The 18,506-nt window shown below is 31.2% G+C and carries 15 protein-coding genes; 10 read left to right on the plus strand and 5 right to left on the minus strand.

Annotated features, from left to right (window positions below; translation table 11 throughout):
• The first annotated feature begins 60 nt into the window (after nt 1-60).
• From EDC42_RS01570 to EDC42_RS01580, 3 genes are all read left to right on the plus strand, one after another.
• A complete protein-coding gene (locus EDC42_RS01570) occupies nt 61-702 on the plus strand; it encodes a cobalt-precorrin-7 (C(5))-methyltransferase (RefSeq protein WP_069575563.1) in 642 nt (213 codons plus the stop codon).
• 125 nt (nt 703-827) lie between these two features.
• On the plus strand, nt 828-3,638 hold the full coding sequence (locus EDC42_RS01575; protein ID WP_069575562.1) for an Ig-like domain-containing protein: 2,811 nt from the start codon (nt 828-830) through the stop codon (nt 3,636-3,638).
• Entirely contained in the window at nt 3,635-3,964 is a 330-nt protein-coding gene (locus tag EDC42_RS01580) for a hypothetical protein (protein WP_069575561.1), read from the plus strand. Before EDC42_RS01575 ends, EDC42_RS01580 begins: the two co-directional genes overlap by 4 nt.
• Nucleotides 3,965-4,001: 37 nt before the next feature.
• Here EDC42_RS01580 and EDC42_RS01585 read toward each other — a convergent pair whose 3' ends face one another.
• Nucleotides 4,002-5,012, minus strand: coding sequence for an ArsA family ATPase (locus tag EDC42_RS01585; protein WP_069575559.1), 1,011 nt, complete (start codon nt 5,010-5,012; stop codon nt 4,002-4,004).
• Between the two features lie 312 nt (nt 5,013-5,324).
• On the opposite strand from EDC42_RS01585, the gene EDC42_RS01590 reads away from it, so the two are divergent.
• Together EDC42_RS01590 and leuS are read left to right on the plus strand one after the other, a co-directional pair.
• Nucleotides 5,325-6,113 carry an NAD+ synthase gene (locus EDC42_RS01590; RefSeq protein ID WP_069575627.1) on the plus strand — a complete coding sequence of 263 codons (789 nt, stop codon included), beginning with the start codon at nt 5,325-5,327 and terminating at the stop codon, nt 6,111-6,113.
• A gap of 10 nt (nt 6,114-6,123) precedes the next feature.
• Nucleotides 6,124-8,979 carry a leucine--tRNA ligase gene (gene leuS, locus EDC42_RS01595; RefSeq protein WP_069575556.1) on the plus strand — a complete coding sequence of 952 codons (2,856 nt, stop codon included), beginning with the start codon at nt 6,124-6,126 and terminating at the stop codon, nt 8,977-8,979.
• A gap of 114 nt (nt 8,980-9,093) precedes the next feature.
• Here leuS and EDC42_RS01600 read toward each other — a convergent pair whose 3' ends face one another.
• The gene (locus EDC42_RS01600; protein WP_069574914.1) at nt 9,094-9,825 is read right to left on the minus strand and encodes a tRNA (adenine-N1)-methyltransferase; all 732 of its coding nucleotides are present in this window, start codon (nt 9,823-9,825) and stop codon (nt 9,094-9,096) included.
• Entirely contained in the window at nt 9,825-10,781 is a 957-nt protein-coding gene (locus EDC42_RS01605) for a zinc metalloprotease HtpX (protein WP_069574913.1), read from the minus strand. Before EDC42_RS01605 ends, EDC42_RS01600 begins: the two co-directional genes overlap by 1 nt.
• A gap of 153 nt (nt 10,782-10,934) precedes the next feature.
• Between EDC42_RS01605 and EDC42_RS01610 the strand changes: the two genes are divergently transcribed.
• Both EDC42_RS01610 and EDC42_RS01615 read left to right on the plus strand, forming a co-directional pair.
• Nucleotides 10,935-11,882: a replication factor C small subunit gene (locus EDC42_RS01610; protein WP_069574912.1), complete on the plus strand. Its 948-nt coding sequence runs from the start codon at nt 10,935-10,937 to the stop codon at nt 11,880-11,882.
• Between the two features lie 9 nt (nt 11,883-11,891).
• Nucleotides 11,892-13,337 carry a replication factor C large subunit gene (locus tag EDC42_RS01615; protein ID WP_069574911.1) on the plus strand — a complete coding sequence of 482 codons (1,446 nt, stop codon included), beginning with the start codon at nt 11,892-11,894 and terminating at the stop codon, nt 13,335-13,337.
• Here the strand turns inward: EDC42_RS01615 and EDC42_RS01620 are convergent.
• On the minus strand, nt 13,320-14,009 hold the full coding sequence (locus EDC42_RS01620) for an ATPase (protein WP_069574910.1): 690 nt from the start codon (nt 14,007-14,009) through the stop codon (nt 13,320-13,322). The genes EDC42_RS01615 and EDC42_RS01620 overlap by 18 nt on opposite strands.
• Nucleotides 14,010-14,013: 4 nt before the next feature.
• Entirely contained in the window at nt 14,014-14,865 is an 852-nt protein-coding gene (gene aroE / locus EDC42_RS01625; protein WP_069574909.1) for a shikimate dehydrogenase, read from the minus strand.
• Nucleotides 14,866-14,950: 85 nt separating this feature from the next.
• Between aroE and hisS the strand changes: the two genes are divergently transcribed.
• Genes hisS through EDC42_RS01640 form a run of 3 tightly spaced genes read left to right on the plus strand, consistent with a single transcriptional unit; the run spans nt 14,951 to nt 18,502 of the window.
• Nucleotides 14,951-16,246, plus strand: a complete 1,296-nt coding sequence (gene hisS, locus EDC42_RS01630) for a histidine--tRNA ligase (protein ID WP_069574908.1) — start codon at nt 14,951-14,953, stop codon at nt 16,244-16,246.
• Between the two features lie 2 nt (nt 16,247-16,248).
• The gene (gene hisI, locus EDC42_RS01635; RefSeq protein WP_069574907.1) at nt 16,249-16,656 is read left to right on the plus strand and encodes a phosphoribosyl-AMP cyclohydrolase; all 408 of its coding nucleotides are present in this window, start codon (nt 16,249-16,251) and stop codon (nt 16,654-16,656) included.
• A gap of 1 nt (nt 16,657) precedes the next feature.
• Nucleotides 16,658-18,502 carry a PINc/VapC family ATPase gene (locus EDC42_RS01640; protein ID WP_069574906.1) on the plus strand — a complete coding sequence of 615 codons (1,845 nt, stop codon included), beginning with the start codon at nt 16,658-16,660 and terminating at the stop codon, nt 18,500-18,502.
• Nucleotides 18,503-18,506: the final 4 nt, after the last annotated feature.

Here is an 18,506-nt window from a genome sequence, read left to right on the forward strand (position 1 = left end):
TAAATGATTTTTGTAACCAAAAAGTAACTATTAATACCAATTTTAAATAAATAAGAAAATATGCAAACTGGAAAAATTTTTATTATTGGGATTGGTCCTGGTGCTTCCGAATATTTAACTAAAAAAGCAATTGATACTGTAAAAACAAGTGATTATACCATTGGAAGTACAAGAGCAATTGAGTTATTTGATGATGTTCAAAATAAAATTGCATTTAATGTAAAAGAACTTTTAGAGAAATTAAATGAAGGTGTTCAACTTGCATGTAATGGAAATACCGTATCAATATTATCAACAGGAGATCCTGGTTTTTCAGGTGTTTTAAATACAGTTTTAAGAATTTCAAAAGAAAAAGAATTCCCAAATGAAAATATTGAAGTTATTCCAGGAATTAGTTCCCTGCAGCTTGCAGCTGCAAAATGCCATATCCAATGGGACAATGCTAATGTAATGACATTTCACGGTAGAGAAAATATAGAGGACATCTTACCTGTCATTAACAATGGAAAGACAACAATAGCCCTTCCTTCAAGAAAAGTAAAAGATATGGCCCAGTTTTTACTTGACCATGGTGTTGAAGAAAATAGGAAAGTTGTGGTATGTGAGAGATTAAGTTATCCTGATGAAAACATTGTTGAGGCTACATTAAAAGATATTGCACAAAGTGAATTTACCTATATGTGTATTATGATTATTTATTAAGATAATTTACAGTTAAAATTTATTTTAAAAGTCATTTACTATTTATTTTTAAAATTAAAACTTATATAGTTCATATATCAAACTTTAATCGTCGATTTGACAAAATTGACATTAAGGTAGATATCATGAATGCGAAACTAAACACCACATGTTTCATTTTATTATTTATTTTTTTAATTACCGCAGTATCAGCGGCGGATAATAAAAATGAAACATTATTAACTCAAAAAGAAACAGATTCAAGTCAAAAATTATGTAAGTCAAGTGTTAGTAAGGAAACTTCTAAAAAAGAAAAAGTCACTCTTAAAGCACCTAATTTAAAAATGTATTATAAGGATGGAAGTAAATTCAAAGCAACAGTGAAAAATAAAAATAAAAAAGCAATAACAAAAGCAAAAGTGGATTTTACTGTTAATGGCAAAGTTTATAACAAAAAAACTGACAGTAAAGGTGATGCTTACCTTACAATTAGCAGTTTAAAAAGTGGAAATTATCCAATTAAAATAAGATTTGCTGGAACAACTAAATACACTGCAATATCAAAAAAGAGCACAATTACAGTTAAAAGTACAATAAAAAGTAATGATTTTAAGAAATACTATAAAAATACATCGCCCTACACTTCTAAATTTTATAATCAAAAAGGAAATATATTAAAAAATAAAGCCGTTAAATTCAAGTTAAATAAGAAACATTACACTGTTAAAACAGACAAAAAGGGTGTTGGAAAATTACCGATTAATTTAAAACCTGGAACATACGCCATATCCATTATAAATCCAAAGACATCTGAAACTGTAAATAAAAAAATAACTATAAAAAGTTTAATTAAAACTAAAGATTTAAGCATTAATGGGCAAAATGATGGTAAATTTAATGTAAAAGTATTTAATAATAAAGGCGAAGTTTATCCAAATCAAAAAGTTACATTTAAGATTAACGGAAAAACATATTCAAAAAAAACTAATAAAAATGGCATTGCAACATTAGACATCAATTTAGATGTTGGGAAACACTCAATAACAACCGAATATATGGGTCTTAAAAATACTAATAAAATCAACATAAATAAAATAGTGAAATCAACCAATTATATCCATACAACATTAATTCCAAATTATGTTAATGTTACAGCAAAATATGTGGTTAATAACTCTGTTTACTGTCTTAAATCTGGAATCAACGGCATCATAAAAATGCCAAAAAATGAAATATTTAAAATTCAAGTTGGGGGAAAAATTTACACATTTACAACAACTTCAATTAACGGAATAAATTCCATAACTCTTAGATACAATAATAATTATCTAGTGCCCTTTGATGGGAGTGGAGTAAAAAGTTATACAAACCGAAACAAGTTAACCTCAGATGGAATAATTATTAGCAAAGTAAATGATTACACACAAATTGACTATCAGAGTAAAACAAAAGATAATACAGCTTTATTTGGATTTTATGCAAGTAAAGGATTAGATAAAAGTGAAACATTAACATATGTGGAAAATGATAAAATAACTGCAAAAATTAACTTCAACACATTGAGTTTTGATGAATTCAGCTTACGATACAGTTTATCTGCATTGCATGGAAAAACAATTTATAATTTCAATTATGGAAATTACAATGACACAATTAGATTTGCAAACACCAACACTCCCGTAACATTTAGTTATTTTGGAAATTCAATAGTAGGATATGCCTCACAAGAAACCATTATAACTAAATTTAAAGTTGATGAAATTAAAGAAGTAGAAAAAGAAGAGAATATAAGTTACGGCCTTAATAAAAAATATAGAACTGCAATGGGATTTGAAGTTCTGCAATCATATACTCTGATTAATGAAAAAATAAATCAAAAAACTTTAGAGAATTGGGTTTTAAAAAATCCGGACTATTTAAGTAGATTTGGAGTAATGAATATTTATGGAATGCATTTAGCATCTCTTGAAGTAGCTTGGATTGCAGATATAATAGCAGATAAGAGCTCCAAAGAATTAAATGTGAATTGGAAAAGAAACAATACCCTAACAATATTAGGTGGAATAAACTTAGAAGACACTTATTTAAATATACTAAATGCAGACATGGGTATGAAAGTAACAGGCAAATTTGACAATGCATTCCTATTCAAATTATTAAATTCAATGAATTTACCAAATATTGAGGAATATGCATTATTGAAAGTTGCATATAGATACTTGGATAAAAGTTCAAACTCATTAGATAATGTATTTTTATCCATTCTAAAAAACAACTTTAGTATTGCACAATTAGATGACATGATTTACATATTTTCAGAAGCAAATTCAAAATCTGCAATTATATTAAATACAAGCAGCGGAGTTTCAAGTGTAGTTCTAGCTCAAAACTCCGTTTATAAAGGATCATCACTTAAAACCACACATGACTGTTGCGGTGTTGGAATTATACCAAAAGACATAATAAAAGGAATTAAAGAAACATTTAACATTATTAATAATGGATTATCAAACATATACCCCAATAAGACACATCCAATTAGTAAATTATTTTATATGGCTGCAAATTTACTTGCCAAACCATTAAATGGGGTTGGATCATTAGGTATGAATTTAATTACAACAATGGCACTTATACAAAGTGGAGGAACAACATATAGAAACGAAATGGTTGAAAAAAGTGATTGGCATGAAGTTATGGATAAAATTACTTTTACAAGACCAGGATATTTACAATCAAAAAAAATTTACAATATTCCGAATGAAAAAGGAGGATGTGATTTTATTGAAGTAAAAATCAGAGATGATATGACATTAGATCGCAATAATGCAATCTATATAAGTGATGGGAAAACAAGAAAATTAAGTAAAACAGAGACTTACAAATATTTCATTGATGACTACTGGACACCATTTAGTATGCCTCAAAAATATTGGGATAAAAGTTGGAACAGGTGATAAAAATTAAAAAAGAAAGTAAATTTACAGTATCAATAATTATAATATTATGTGCATTAATAGCTATAACCCTTGTTTATCCAAAATATAGTGCTATATGGGATGTGGCATTTCTCATTAGTATTTTTTACACAAGTACACAAACAATTCTTGACACAAGTAAAAAATCTAAAAGAAAATTAAATATTAACATTGTGATTATAATAATATTCGCAACAATAATTGCATTTTATGAAATGTCTATTGGAAATCCATTAATTTTTTCAACGGCATTATTAATACTTGCAAATTTGCTTGATAGCACTTTGAATAAAAAAAGTAATTGAAAGTTAAAATAATATTTTATTTTAACTTATTTATTTTTTAAAGCTGAATAGCATCCTGGACAACTTCATCGTTGTCTTCATCATCATATAAAATATGAGCTAACTTTAACAATTTATCCTGACCTTTAACTTCATCTTTGAATAATGGCACTTCAGCAATGTGTTGATTTGGGAATTTTTGGTCAATTAAAGCCAAACGTTTTTGCTGTAATTTATGTCTAGAATGACAGAAATCACAGTCACAAATATCAGGCATTACTTGATTTACAATAACACTATCAACAGTAATATCATATTTACCAAGAGCTTCTAAAGCCCTTTCAGATTCATAAATAGACATTTCCTCTGGAATTACAACCATTTTGAAAGTGGTTCTATCAGGATCAGATAAAACTTCTTTTGCCATGTCAATTTGTTCTTTGGTTCTTTTTAAATCTTCAGAAGTTTGAGGATCATCAACAGCATCCATAAATGGCATAATTTTCTTTAATGAGTTAGTTACTCCACCCAATTTTGCTTTAAGCATCATCATTTTACCTACCCAAGAATCCATTACTTCAGGGAAAGATAATAATCTTAAAGTGTGTCCTGTTGGTGCAGTATCAAATACAACAACGTCAAATTCATCAGAATTCATTACACCCATAAACATTTCAAATGCAGCCGCTTCATCAGCGCCGGGTGATGCAGATGCCATATCCAATTGGTCAGACAAAAAGTCCATACCCAATAACCCACCATCATCAGGATTTGCTGCTTTTTGGGCTTCCAATTGTGCTTGTTTTTGAGCCATTGCTACATCCGGATCAATTTCAACAGCAAACAAATTAGTTTTAATTTCACGAGGATAACTTCCAATTGGTACTTCCAATGAGTCCGCTAACGAATGAGCAGGGTCAGTTGATACAATCAATGTTTTTTTACCTTGTTCAGCTAACCATAATGCAGTAGCAGAAGAAACAGAAGTTTTTCCGACTCCACCTTTACCACCAACAAAAATAAATGTGGTTTTGTCTTTATCAAATTTAAAATAATCTTTAAATGACAATTTTTACCTCCTAATAAACCTACTTTTAGTAACTTAATGTTATTTAATTTATTATAGTATATAAATTTAGTTATTATAATGATTTTTACAATCATCAATGTTCCATATTTATGCATCATTTTACATAAATAGCAAATTTCTTTACAAATATTGTAAATTACCATCGTAAGCAACAATTTTACTAAATTCAAACATTCCCTTAATGTTATTTAATATTATAATTCCCCATAATCACAATTAAAAACACAATAGAATATATAAATTAATAATTACATATTATTCAATGTATGAATGATAAAGGTTGGTGAGAACATTAGTGAAATTCCAAAACTAAACTGTGAAAAAACAAAATGCAACATTGTTGACTTCATTAAATCAAAAGTATCTGAATCTAAATCTAAAGGTATTGTAATTGGTTTGAGTGGAGGAATTGATTCAACACTTGCAGCATATCTTGCATGCGAAGCTGTTGGAAAAGAAAATGTATTTGGAGTAAGTATGCCATCCACTACCACACCAACTGAAGATAAAATTCATGCTATTGAAATAGCTCAAGAATTAGGAATTAAATATAAAGAAATAGCTATTGACAGTGTTTTAAATGAATATTTATCTGTAACTCAATTAGACAATTATAATTTAGCCATAGGTAATTTAAAAGCTAGAATTAGAATGTCTATCATTTATTATTATGCTAACCATAACAACTACATCGTTTGTGGAACTGGTAATAGAAGCGAAATATTAATTGGATACTTTACAAAACATGGGGATGGTGCATGTGATATTGAACCGATTGGAAACCTGTATAAAACCGATGTATTTAAATTAAGTGAATTTTTAAATATTCCAAAGGAAATCATCGAAAAACCTCCACGTGCAGGATTATGGGATAATCAAACTGACGAGGACGAAATTGGAATGAGTTATGATTTACTTGATCAGATTCTTTATTTATCTACTGAAAAATATATGAAAAATAATGAAATAGCTAATAGATTAAATATTTCAGCAGAGGAAGTTGACATGATTATTAATAAAATAATCAGGAGCAAACACAAAAGTAAAGTTCCTGAAAGCCCTGCAAAAACAATATTATAATGGTGATTTAGTGAGCGAAAATATTGAAAAGAAATGGCAGAAAAAATGGGCAGATGCAAAATTATTTGAATCAAACCCAGATGAACGAGAAAAATTATACCTTACTGTTGCTTTTCCATACCCTAGTGGAGCGATGCATATAGGTCACGGACGTACTTACACAGTGCCCGATGTTTATGCAAGATTCAAAAGAATGGAAGGATATAATGTATTATTTCCAATGGCATGGCATGTGACTGGTGCACCAGTTATCGGAATAGCGGACAGAATTAAAAGAAAAGACAAATGGACACTTGATTTATACCACAATGTTCATGGAGTTCCTAAAGAAACTTTACCAAAATTAGAAGACCCTGAATACATTGTAAAATACTTTTCAACTGAATACCATGAAGTAATGGAAGAAATGGGTTATTCTATTGATTGGAGAAGAGAATTTAGAACAATTGATCCAACATACAGGAAATTCATCGAATGGCAAATTACCCAATTACACGAAAAAGGTCTAGTTGCAAAAGGCGAACATCCAGTGAAATACTGTCCTAACTGTGACAACCCAGTTGGAGACCATGATTTGCTTGAAGGAGAAGGAGTTGGAGTTAATGAATTAACATTGCTTAAATTCCCTATAGGAGATAAAATTCTTGTAACTGCAACTTTAAGACCTGAAACTATTGTTGGAGCAACCAATATTTGGTTAAACCCGGATGTTGAATATGTCTTAGTCAATGCTAACGGTGAACGCTGGGTCATTACAAAAGAAGCTCACTACAACTTAAAAAATCAAATTAAAAACTTAGATATAATATCTGAAATTAATCCTAACGATTTAATTGGACAAATGGCTAAAAATCCGTTTACTGGGGAAGAATTACCAGTTTTCCCAGCAAGTTTTGTAAGTGAATCCTACGGAAGTGGAGTTGTTTTCTCTGAACCTGCAGATGCACCAGCAGATTACATTGCACTTCAAGACTTAAAAAACAATGCCGAATTAATATCTAAGTACAATTTAGAAGGCATTATTGAAAATGTTCATCCAATTCCAGTATGTACGCTTAAAGGATATGGAGAAATTCCAGCAGCAGACATCATTGAAAGACTTGGAATTACTGACCAAAACGATGAAAAATTACATGAAGCCACTAATGAATTATACAAAGCCCAGCACAGCAAAGGTAAAATTATTGATTCCATCCCTGATTTCGGTGGTATGAAAGTTCGTTTTGCTCGTGAAGAGTTAAAAGAAAAATTAATCAATGACAACATGGCTACAATCATGTACGACTTTGCTGAAAGACCAGTAGTCTGCAGATGCGGCAACAATTGTGTTGTTAAGATTATGGACGACCAATGGTTCATGAAATATGGTAATGAAGAATGGACTGAAAAAACCTTAGAAGTTCTTGATGGAGAAACCATAATCCCAAAAGAAATTAAAAATAATTTTGAATATTATCTCAACTGGTTAGATGATTGGGCTTGTTCAAGAAAAGTAGGACTTGGAACCAGACTTCCTTGGGACAATCAGTGGTTAATTGAACCTTTAACCGATTCAACAATCTACATGTCATATTATACTATTGCAAAATACCTAAAAGACATGAACCCTGATGATTTAAACCTTGCTTTCTTTGACAAAGTTCTTTTAAACAAAGACTCCGGGGAAATTACAGTGCCGGCGGAAAAAGTTAAAGAAATTCAAGACGAATTCAACTACTGGTATCCTCTTGACTGGAGATTATCCGCAAAAGACCTTGTTGGTAACCACTTAAGCTTCTTAATGTTCCACCACAGTGCAATTTATCCTAAAGATAAATGGCCAAGAGGAACTGTAGTCTTCGGTATGGGTCTTCTAGAAGGAAATAAAATGTCTTCATCAAAAGGAAATGTTATATTACTTAAAGATGCAATCAAAGACTACTCCGCTGATGTTGTAAGGCTCTTCCTGATGGCATCTGCTGAACCATGGCAAGATTTTGACTGGAGAGAAAAGGAAGTTCTCGGAACTAAAAGAAGACTTGAATGGTTTAGAGAATTTGCAGCAAGAGTTGAAGAAATCAAAGGTTCCCCATTAGATTTAAGTAACATTGAAGAAGTTGAATTAAAAAGAACTATTGATTTATGGATAATCAGTCAGCTTAATCAGCATATTAAAAATGCAACTGAAGCTTTAGAAGTCTTCCAAACAAGACAAGCACTGCAAGATTCTTTATTCTTACTTAAAAAAGATGTAGATCATTACTTATACAGAGTAAAACACATAATTGATGCACAAGATTCTGCAGTAATCTATGTTTTATCCACTGTTCTTGAAGCATGGATTAGACTCCTTGCTCCATTCACTCCTCACACTTCAGAAGAATTATGGTCAACCTATGGCGGAGCTGGATTTGCAAGTGAAGCAGCATGGCCAGAATACAATGAAGAGCTTGTAAGTGCTGAAATTGAAAAATCAGAAGATTTAGTGGAAAACATCATTAAAGATATTGCCCACATCAAACAGATGGTTGGAGAAGATGTTGAAAAAGTCCACATTTATCTTGCACCTGACTGGAAATGGGACTTATACAAAATAGCTGACGAAGTGGGAAAACCAGACATCGGACAGATTATGGGAAGAGCCATTGGATCTAAAATTCATGATGATAAAAAAGAAATTGCAATGGTAGCTAAAAAAATCGGTAAAGAGATAACTAAAACAAGATATATCGGCAAAATCAACGAAGCAGAAATCTTATCTGATGCTCTTGACTACATCAAAGAAGAATGTGGAAATGAAGTTATCATCCATACTGATGACTCATACGATCCACAAAATAAGGCTAAAAATGCAATGCCATATAAACCTGCAATATTTATGGAATAACAAAATTATTCCAACTTTTTCTTTTTATTTTAATTAAAATAAAACCATCAAATTAATGACACAGTTATATTAAAAATAGTAAAATAATTATAGCTAAAATTAATTAAAGAATAGCTATAATTTTCGTGCAAATACCATATATCCGCTGTGACCAACCATTCGTGTTTTTGGTCTGACACCCTGAGGCCTAACTTCAAGACCACGTTCTAAAATTTCAAAAATCTCAATATCATAAAATCCTAATTTTTTTGCAATGCGATAAGAAATTTCTGCTTGATCAATGTAAGGGGCATAAACTGTTAACCACCCGCCAACATTCAAACATTCCATTACTTCTTCAAATACCTCGAAAGGTTTTGGCAAATCTAAAAAGACCAAATCAATTTTATCTTCATCAATCCCATCTTTAATATTCTTATTTTTAACATGAACATTAGTAATTCCAAATTTTTCAATGTTTTTCCGGGCAACTTCAGCAAAGTCCTCCCTAATTTCATAGGTAAAGACATCACCTTCAGATCCAACAACATTTCCGAAGTTTAGTGCAATAGCTCCTGCACCTGTTCCAGCATCGACTACACGTGAGCCTGATCCCAAACCAGTATGAGCCAATACCAATCCAATATCTTTTTTAAGGAGAATTGAACATCTTCTATCCATAATATCAATGAAATCATTGATATTCGGTTTTATAATTTTAAATGTGTGGTTTAAGTGACTTTTAACCTCTTCACCAATATCTGCATCATTTAATACATCAGCAGATACAATTCCCAAATCACTTTGGAAATCTTCTCCAGATTTTAAAACATACTTCTTACCACGTTCATCTAAAATCATTTTCATTATTCTAACTCCGCTAATCTTTTAACTCTTTTTAATGAATCAGGATGGGTGGATAATAATTCCATGAGCCCATTTTTCCTTGAAACTTTAACATCGGAATTTGCAAGTCTTCTTAACTCATCATTAGATATTTTTCCATCACCATCAAAGTCAATTTGTTGGAAATCAGAAACATCATGCCTTGCATTGTTTACATCATTTATAAAGAATGCCCTGTTTGTATTTACTTCAGAAATTGTCTGCTTATCACAACTAGCTGCACCATAAGATAATTTATAAAGTGCAGACACCAATGCTGCAGGACGGTTTCCAAAATCAACACTTGCTTCATCAGCATAGTATTCACGAGTTCTTGAAATAAAGAGCACCAGCAATTGACCAATCAAATAGAACACATATCCAAGAATTCCGATTATAATTCCGCCACCATTGTCATTATCTCCTGAAAACATGAAAGATAATGCAATATAATAACAAATCATTGGAATAACACTAACAGCAGCAGTAACAATCATATCATTATGTTTAATATGCCCCATTTCATGACCAATAACGGCTTTCAGTTCATCACGGTCAAGTAATCCCAAAATTGGACGGGTAATTGCAATGTGTCCACTTCTGCTTGATCTGCCATATGCAAATGCATTTGGAATATTAATTTCAGATAAACCAATTTCTGGTTTTGGAATTCCAGCTGCGTCTGCTAATTCCTGAACCATCTGATGAATATGAGGTGCTTCAGCTTCTGATAAGGGCCTTACATTCATTGAACGTTTTACCAATGATGGTCCAAACCAATATTGTAAAAATACGATTACTAAGCTTGCTCCAAAGTATAATTTCCAGCTGCTCACACCAAGGTACAACCCTACAAGCATGATAAGGAAATATACAATAGTAAACATTACAACTGATGTAAGAATCATTCTTAACTTAAGTTTCCATGTATTTTTCATATTTTATAACACCTTAATTTTTGTTGTAAACATTAGTTTTAAAATGCTCACTTTAAATATATATTTATTAGATTTCATATACTTTAAAAGTTAATCAAAAAATAATTTAATTACAAAATACATAAATTTTACTATATAAAAAATGGTGATTAAATGAGCGGACCATGGGTAGAAAAATATAGACCACAAAAATTAGAAGACATTGTAGGACAAAAACAGATTGTTGCAAGATTACAAAAATATGTAGGCGAAGAAAGTATGCCTAACTTAATGTTTACAGGTCCTGCAGGTGTTGGTAAAACAACCACAGCCTTAGCATTAGTAAAATCCATTTTAGGAGAATACTGGAGACAAAACTTTTTAGAATTAAATGCATCTGATGCAAGAGGAATTGAAACTGTAAGAAATAATATTAAAAATTTCTGTAGATTGAAACCTGTTGGTGCTCCATTTAGAATAATATTTTTAGATGAAGTGGACAACATGACAAAAGATGCTCAGCATGCCCTTCGTCGTGAAATGGAAATGTATACTAAAACCGCTTCATTTATACTTTCATGTAATTACTCATCAAAAATCATTGATCCGATTCAATCAAGATGTGCAATATTCAGATTTGCTCCAATTAAAGGAGAAGAAATTAAAGAACGTTTAAAATATATTTGTGAAAGTGAAGGATTCCAAGCTGATGATGAAGGTCTTGAATCAATTGTTTATTTTGCTGAAGGAGATATGAGAAAAGCAGTAAATGTCCTTCAAGCCGCAACATCCGAAGGAGAAACAGTCACAGAAGATTCAGTTTACGAAGTTGTTTCAAAAGCTAAACCACAAGACATTGAAAATATGATAAATAAAGCATTAATGGGTGACTTTATGGGTGCTCGCACACTTCTTAGAGAAACTATAGTACTTCAGGGAACAAGCGGAGAAGATATGGTTACTCAAATTTACCAAGATGTTTCTAAAAGAGTTCTTGAAGGAAAAATGGATGCGTCAATCTACATGGATTTAATTGAATCTATCGCTGAATGTGATTTCAGAATAAGGGAAGGAGCAAATCCAAGAATTCAACTCGAAGCTTTGTTAACCCAATTCTTATAAGGTATATAAATGTTATGGACTGATAAATACCGACCACAAGAATTAAGTGCAGTGGTAGGTAATAAAAAAGAGATTAAAATAATTACAGATTGGGTTAATGCATGGAAATCAAATAACCCCCAAATACCACTACTTTTAGTTGGTCCGCCAGGCATTGGAAAAACAACCCTATCTCAAATTATAGCAAAACAATTCTCAGAACATATTGAGCTTAACGCTAGTGATAAACGTTCACAAGAGATTATCAAAAGTACAATTGGAGAGTCATCATCTTCCAGATCCCTTTTTGGAGACGAATACAAATTAATAATCCTTGATGAAGTAGACGGCATTCACGGAACTAACGACCGTGGAGGAGTTAAAGCTATTGGAGATATAATTAAAAGTTCAAAACATCCAATGATTTTAATAGCTAACGATTTTTACTCAAAAAGATTGCAATCTATAAAACCAAAATGCCAAGTAATTAAGATGAAAAAGTCAAGATGGAATTCCATCACAAAACTTTTAAGAGAAATTGCTCAAGCAGAAAACGTGGATGCAAATCCTGCAGCATTAAAAGAGATTGCCTTAAAATCACAAGGAGATGTAAGATCAGCAATCAACACATTGCAAGCATTATCCAGTAAAGATTCTACACTTGAAGTCCAAGATGTAGAAAACATGAAAACCAAGGATACCCGTTCAGACATATTTAATGCAATTACAGGTGTTTTAAAAAGTAAAACACCAGCACACGTTAAAGAAGCGATGTGGATTGAAGAAGATCCAACACTTGTCATGGAATATATTGCTGAAAACATTCCAAGAGAATACAAGAAAAAAGATGAAATCAAAAAAGCTTATGACTACATTTCAAAAGCAGACATTTTCTTTGGAAGAACACAACGCAGCAGAAATTACGGCTATTGGAAATATGCAAGCGACTTTATGGGAATTGGAGTAAGTAACTCCAAACATGAAACATATAAAAAATTCACAAAAATACAAACTCCAACCATATTCACATTAATGAGCCGTAATAGGGGCAAAAGAAATCTTAGAGATGAAATTGCTGAAAAAATGTCTGTAAAATTACACGTTTCACATTCAATAGCTATTTCAATGTTCCCATATCTTGAGATAATGTTTAAAAACGATGAACTTGCTTGGGAGATTTCTGATTATTTGGAACTTGAAGATAATGAAATCAAAAGATTTAGATCTAAAAAAATTCCTAAGAAAGTTATTAATAAAATGGAAAAACAGAAAGCTCAAATGAGAGTTGAAGAACGTGACAGGCGTGCTGAAGAACTTAAAAACCAAATGATAACAGCTGCAGTTGAAATTGAAGATTCATATGAAATTTCAAAACCTGATGAAACTAAAGCTGAAGATACAGTTAAAAAAGAACCCCCAAAAGAGAAAAAGGAAAAAAAGAAAACTGACAAACAGGTTTCATTGTTCAGTTTCTAATTTTTTTTCAATATATTTAGCTGCTTTAACAACATTTTCTTTATATTGCGGAGCTACATCTTCCAAAAATTCACTGAATGAGGCAGCTAACCTGTTTTTATTTTTATTTTCAATTGATTTTTGACCATCCATTTCTAAAAAGGAATTAATCCAGTTTAAAGGTACATTAATTAACGGATAAATCTCATTAGAATTAATATTAAAATTTAAACCTTCCCCATTGAAAATACCTTCAAATATATCATTTACTTGATCATCTAAAATCAATGGATTAACCATCAAATCATAATCCCCCTCATAAACTAGCCTAGCACCGTACTTACGTGTATAAGGCTCCATGATTAGCTCAACTATGAAATTATCTTTAGGCATTAAGACAAGTGAATTTGGTTTAATTTCCAAAGCCAAGTGTTTTGATGACTTAGAACATATCTTTTGGAATAATGAGCTTCTTACAACTTCAATTTCAGGATATTGCTTATTAAAGGTAGCTTGTCTTTTTCTTGAAAACTTTGAAAATCTTAAATTATTAATGTAAATTTTATCTGGTGTGTAAGATACAAAACGACTGTCTACTCCAATTATTTTCAGAAATTTCAACACATCTTTTTTTGAAGTTGAAAACTCTTCTTTTTCACCTGCCAATCCTGAAACATCAAACATTAAATCCATATTATCACTCTAAATTAAGTGTTTCCCCTAAAGCCTTTTCCATTACATCAATTGGTGCTTTTCTTCCAGTCCATATTTTAAAGCTTTCTGCTCCCTGATAAAGTAACATTTTAATTCCATAAACTGGTTTTGCACCTGCTTTAATTGCTTCTTTTATTAAAACAGTTTCATTAGGATTATAAACTGCATCAAATACAACTAAATCTTCTTGCATATTTTCCGCTCGAGCAATAGGCTCATCATCTGTGTGAGGGTGCATTCCCCTAGGCGTTGTATCAACTAGAATATCTGCATCAGACAAATAGCTGTTGATTTCAGAGATGGAATCTGATTTAATTTCAGTAATTAATCCGGAATCCAAAATATCTTCTGCAAGATTCATTGCCCTGTCAACATTCCTATTTAGTAGAGTTATAGTGTCTGCACCATACCTAGCAAGATAAAATGAAATGGCTCTTGATGCACCGCCTGCACCAGCAACTACAACATTTTTATTTTTAATATTAGTAACTTCTTCAATTGCCCTTACAGCACCGATTCCATCAGTATTATATCCTTTTAAATTTTTAAAGTCAATTGTATTAACTGCACCTATTAAACTAGCAACCTCATCAATTTCATCTAAAAATTGCATTATTCCAATTTTATGAGGAATTGTAACATTAAACCCTTTAATATTTAATGATTTAGCACCATCAATTGCTGATTTTAGATTATTAGAATCAACATCAAAAGCAACATATGCATAATCCATATTTAATTTATCAAATGCAGCATTGTGCATAGGTGGAGAGAAACTGTGTTCAACAGGATGGCCAATTAATCCTACAATATTTGTACTACCTTTAATTTTCATATAATATTTAATTGATTAACAAAGATTATATAAATTTGTATATACAAACTTAAACTATAATATATCATTTATAAGGAGAGTAAAAATGGAATTTACAAGACCGAGAGGTACAAGAGATTTTTTATTTGAAGAAATGAGAGAAAGAAAACAAGCAGAAAGTACCTTAAGAACAGTATTTGAAAGTTACGGTTATCAAGAGATTCAAACACCATTATTTGAAGAATTGAAATTATTCACAACCAAATCTGGAGAAGAAATTGTAAATCAATTATACAATTTTAAAGATAAATCTGATAGAGAATTGACTTTAAGACCTGAAATAACAGCACCAGTTGCTAGATTATATTTGAATGAACTTGAAAAAACATCGACTAAACCAATTAAACTCTATTATTATGGAAGCTGTTTTAGATATGAAAGACCTCAGAAAGGAAGATTCAGGCAATTTTGGCAATTTGGTTGTGAATTAATAGGTGCTAAAACACCTCAAGGTGAAGCAGAAGTTATTGCACTTTGTTGTGATGCAATTAAATCCCTTGGAATTACAACAGCTGATGTCAATCTTAACCACCTTGGAATTATAAGAGGATTATTCAAACATTTTGACATTTCAGTTGAAACTCAAAGGGAAATTATGGTAGTTATTGATAAGGGAGATAAAGATTTGCTTATTGAATCATTAAGTGGAGACGAACCTGTAATCAATAATGAAGAATTAAACCAGATTTTATTAAAACTGATTGATCTTGTAGGAGATAAATCAATTATTCCTGAAGTTGAAGAATTAATATCCCCTTATGAAGAATCGAAAGCAGCATTAGAAGAATTTAAAGAATTAATTTCACTTTTAGATGCTTTTAAAGTTGAAAATTATACATTAAATCTAGGTGTTGCAAGAGGTCTTGATTATTATACCGGAATCGTGTTTGAGATTTATGTTCCAGAACTTGGTGCCCAAAAACAAATATGCGGTGGAGGATCATACAGCCTCGTTAAACTTTTTGGAGGCCAGGAAGTAGAATCCACTGGTTTTGCTCTAGGTTTTGACAGATTAATGAATGCAATTGAGGAACTTGCAGATAAAGAGGAATTGCCTTCCCACTTAGATGTTTATGTAGCTCCTATTTCTAACGATGTTAGACTAAAAGCATTTGAAATAACCCAAATTTTAAGAAAAAATGGATTTAAGGCAGATGTCGATTTAAACGGTAAAAAATTCAAGAAATTAATGAATTACGCTGATAAAATCAAAGTTGAAAAAATGATTATTATCGGTGCTAATGACCTTAAATCAGATAAAGTCACTATTAAAAATATGATTAATGGCGAACAAGAATTAGTTGGTATTAATAATATTGTAGATTATCTTAAAGAGGAATAGAAATGAAAGTCAACTTCAGGCATGAAATTAACGGAGTTAAAGTAATTACTGCTATTGCACAAGACGCAAAAACAAATCAAATATTAATGCTTGCAAATATGAACAAAGAAGCACTAATCAAAACTATTAAAACAGGCAAAGCTCATTATTGGAGTACTTCAAGAAACAAATTATGGCTTAAAGGTGAAAGTTCAGGCCACATCCAAGAAGTTGAAGAAATCCTTGTTGATTGTGATATGGATGCAATTATACTAAAAATCAACCAAACAGGCGCTGCTTGCCATGAAGGATATCTTTCATGTTTTTATAGAAAAATAAACACAAAAAATGAAGTTGATATTGACGATTTAAAAGATGAAGATTTAGAAGTTATTTTAGAAAGACTTGTAAACCCAGAAGACGTGTATTAAAATGAAATGTATAATACCAGACACAAGTGCTGTTATTATAGGTGCAATAACTGAATTAATTGAAAAGGAGAATATTGATTATCCTGAAATTATTGTACCTGAAGCAGTTGTTTGTGAACTTGAACACCAAGCCAATGCTAACAGATCAGAAGGTCAAAAAGGATTAAAAGAATTGCAAAAATTACAAGAACTCCAATACGATGGAGAGCTATCCATTAGCTTTAAAGGAAGAAGACCAACCAATCATGATATCAAATATGCTAAAAGTGGTGAAATTGATAGCATAATAAGAGATTTAGCAAGAAGCGAAATGGGAACTCTTCTTACAAATGACAAAGTACAGGCTGAAACTGCTAAAGCTCAAGGAATTCCTGTTTATTATTTTGAACAGGAATACAAAGAAACTCCACTTTCAATTGAAAAATTTTTTGATGATGAGACCATGTCCATTCATTTAAAAGAAAATGTTGTTCCAATGGCTAAAAAAGGAACTCCAGGACATGTTGATTTTAAAATATTAAACGAAAAACGTTATACTTACAAAGAACTCAAAAAAATTGTTGATGAAATTCTTGATAAAGCAAAAAGTGATCCTAAGACTTATCTTGAAAGTGAAAAAGAGGGTTCTTTTGTTGTTCAATCAAGAGAATATAGGATTTCAATAGCTTATCCTCCATTTTCAGAGGCTTTAGAAATTACAGCCGTAAGACCTGTTGTTAGTATAAGTTTAAATGAATACAACCTATCTGAAAAATTATTAGATAGGATTAGAACTAGCGCTGAAGGAATATTAATCTCTGGTTCACCCGGAGCAGGAAAATCTACATTTGTACAGGCTATTGCAAAATATTATTCTTCAAAATTAAATAAAGTTGTAAAAACAATGGAATCTCCAAGAGATTTGCAACTTCCAGATGAAATTACGCAATACAGCCCATTAGAAGGGAGTATGGAAAATACTGCAGATGTTTTATTACTTGTAAGACCGGATTATACTATTTATGACGAACTTAGAAAAAATAGTGACTTTAATATCTTTGCAGATATGAGATTGGCCGGCGTTGGAATGATTGGAGTAGTGCATGCAACTCGGCCAATAGATGCAATCCAAAGAATAGCTTCAAGAGTTGAACTTGGAGTAATCCCCTCCATTGTTGATACAAGTATTTATATTGAAGACGGGAAAGTTACTCATGTTTATGAAACAAAAATGACTGTAAAAGTTCCCACCGGAATGAAAGAAGCAGATCTTGCAAGACCCGTAATTGAAGTAAGAGACTTTGAAACTGGTGAGCTTAAAAATGAAATCTACACTTATGGTGAGCAGACCATAGTCATGGACATGGATTTAGTCAATGGTTCTCAAAATAGTGAAAGACAAAAAACTGCAGTTGAAAAAATTGCAGAAAAAGAAATCTTAAGAAAAATTAGAAAAATTCTTCCGAAAAAAGCTAAAGTTGATGTGGAAGTTACCTCTCCTGAGCGAGCAAACATTTACATTCCAGAAGATTTTATTCCAAAAATCATTGGAAAAAACGGTAAAAGAATTGCTGAGATTGAAGAAAGTATTGGAATAAGTCTTGGAGTTGAAGTAATCGAATCAAAACCAATAAATAAACATCCAATTGAAGTTGATATTATCCACACAAAAAAACAATTAATTTTAGATTTAGGTCGTGACAAAGGAAGGAAGAATTTTGATGTATTTATAGACGGGGAATATTTACTTACAGCTACAACTTCTAAAAAAGGAGAAATAAAAATTAAAAGAGGAATAGAATTATCTGATTTCATTATTGAAGCTATTGAAATGGGATTAGAAATTACTGCAATTCAAAAAATGTGATATT

This window comes from Methanobrevibacter gottschalkii DSM 11977 (assembly GCF_003814835.1).
GTDB classification, from domain to species: Archaea; Methanobacteriota; Methanobacteria; order Methanobacteriales; family Methanobacteriaceae; genus Methanocatella; species Methanocatella gottschalkii.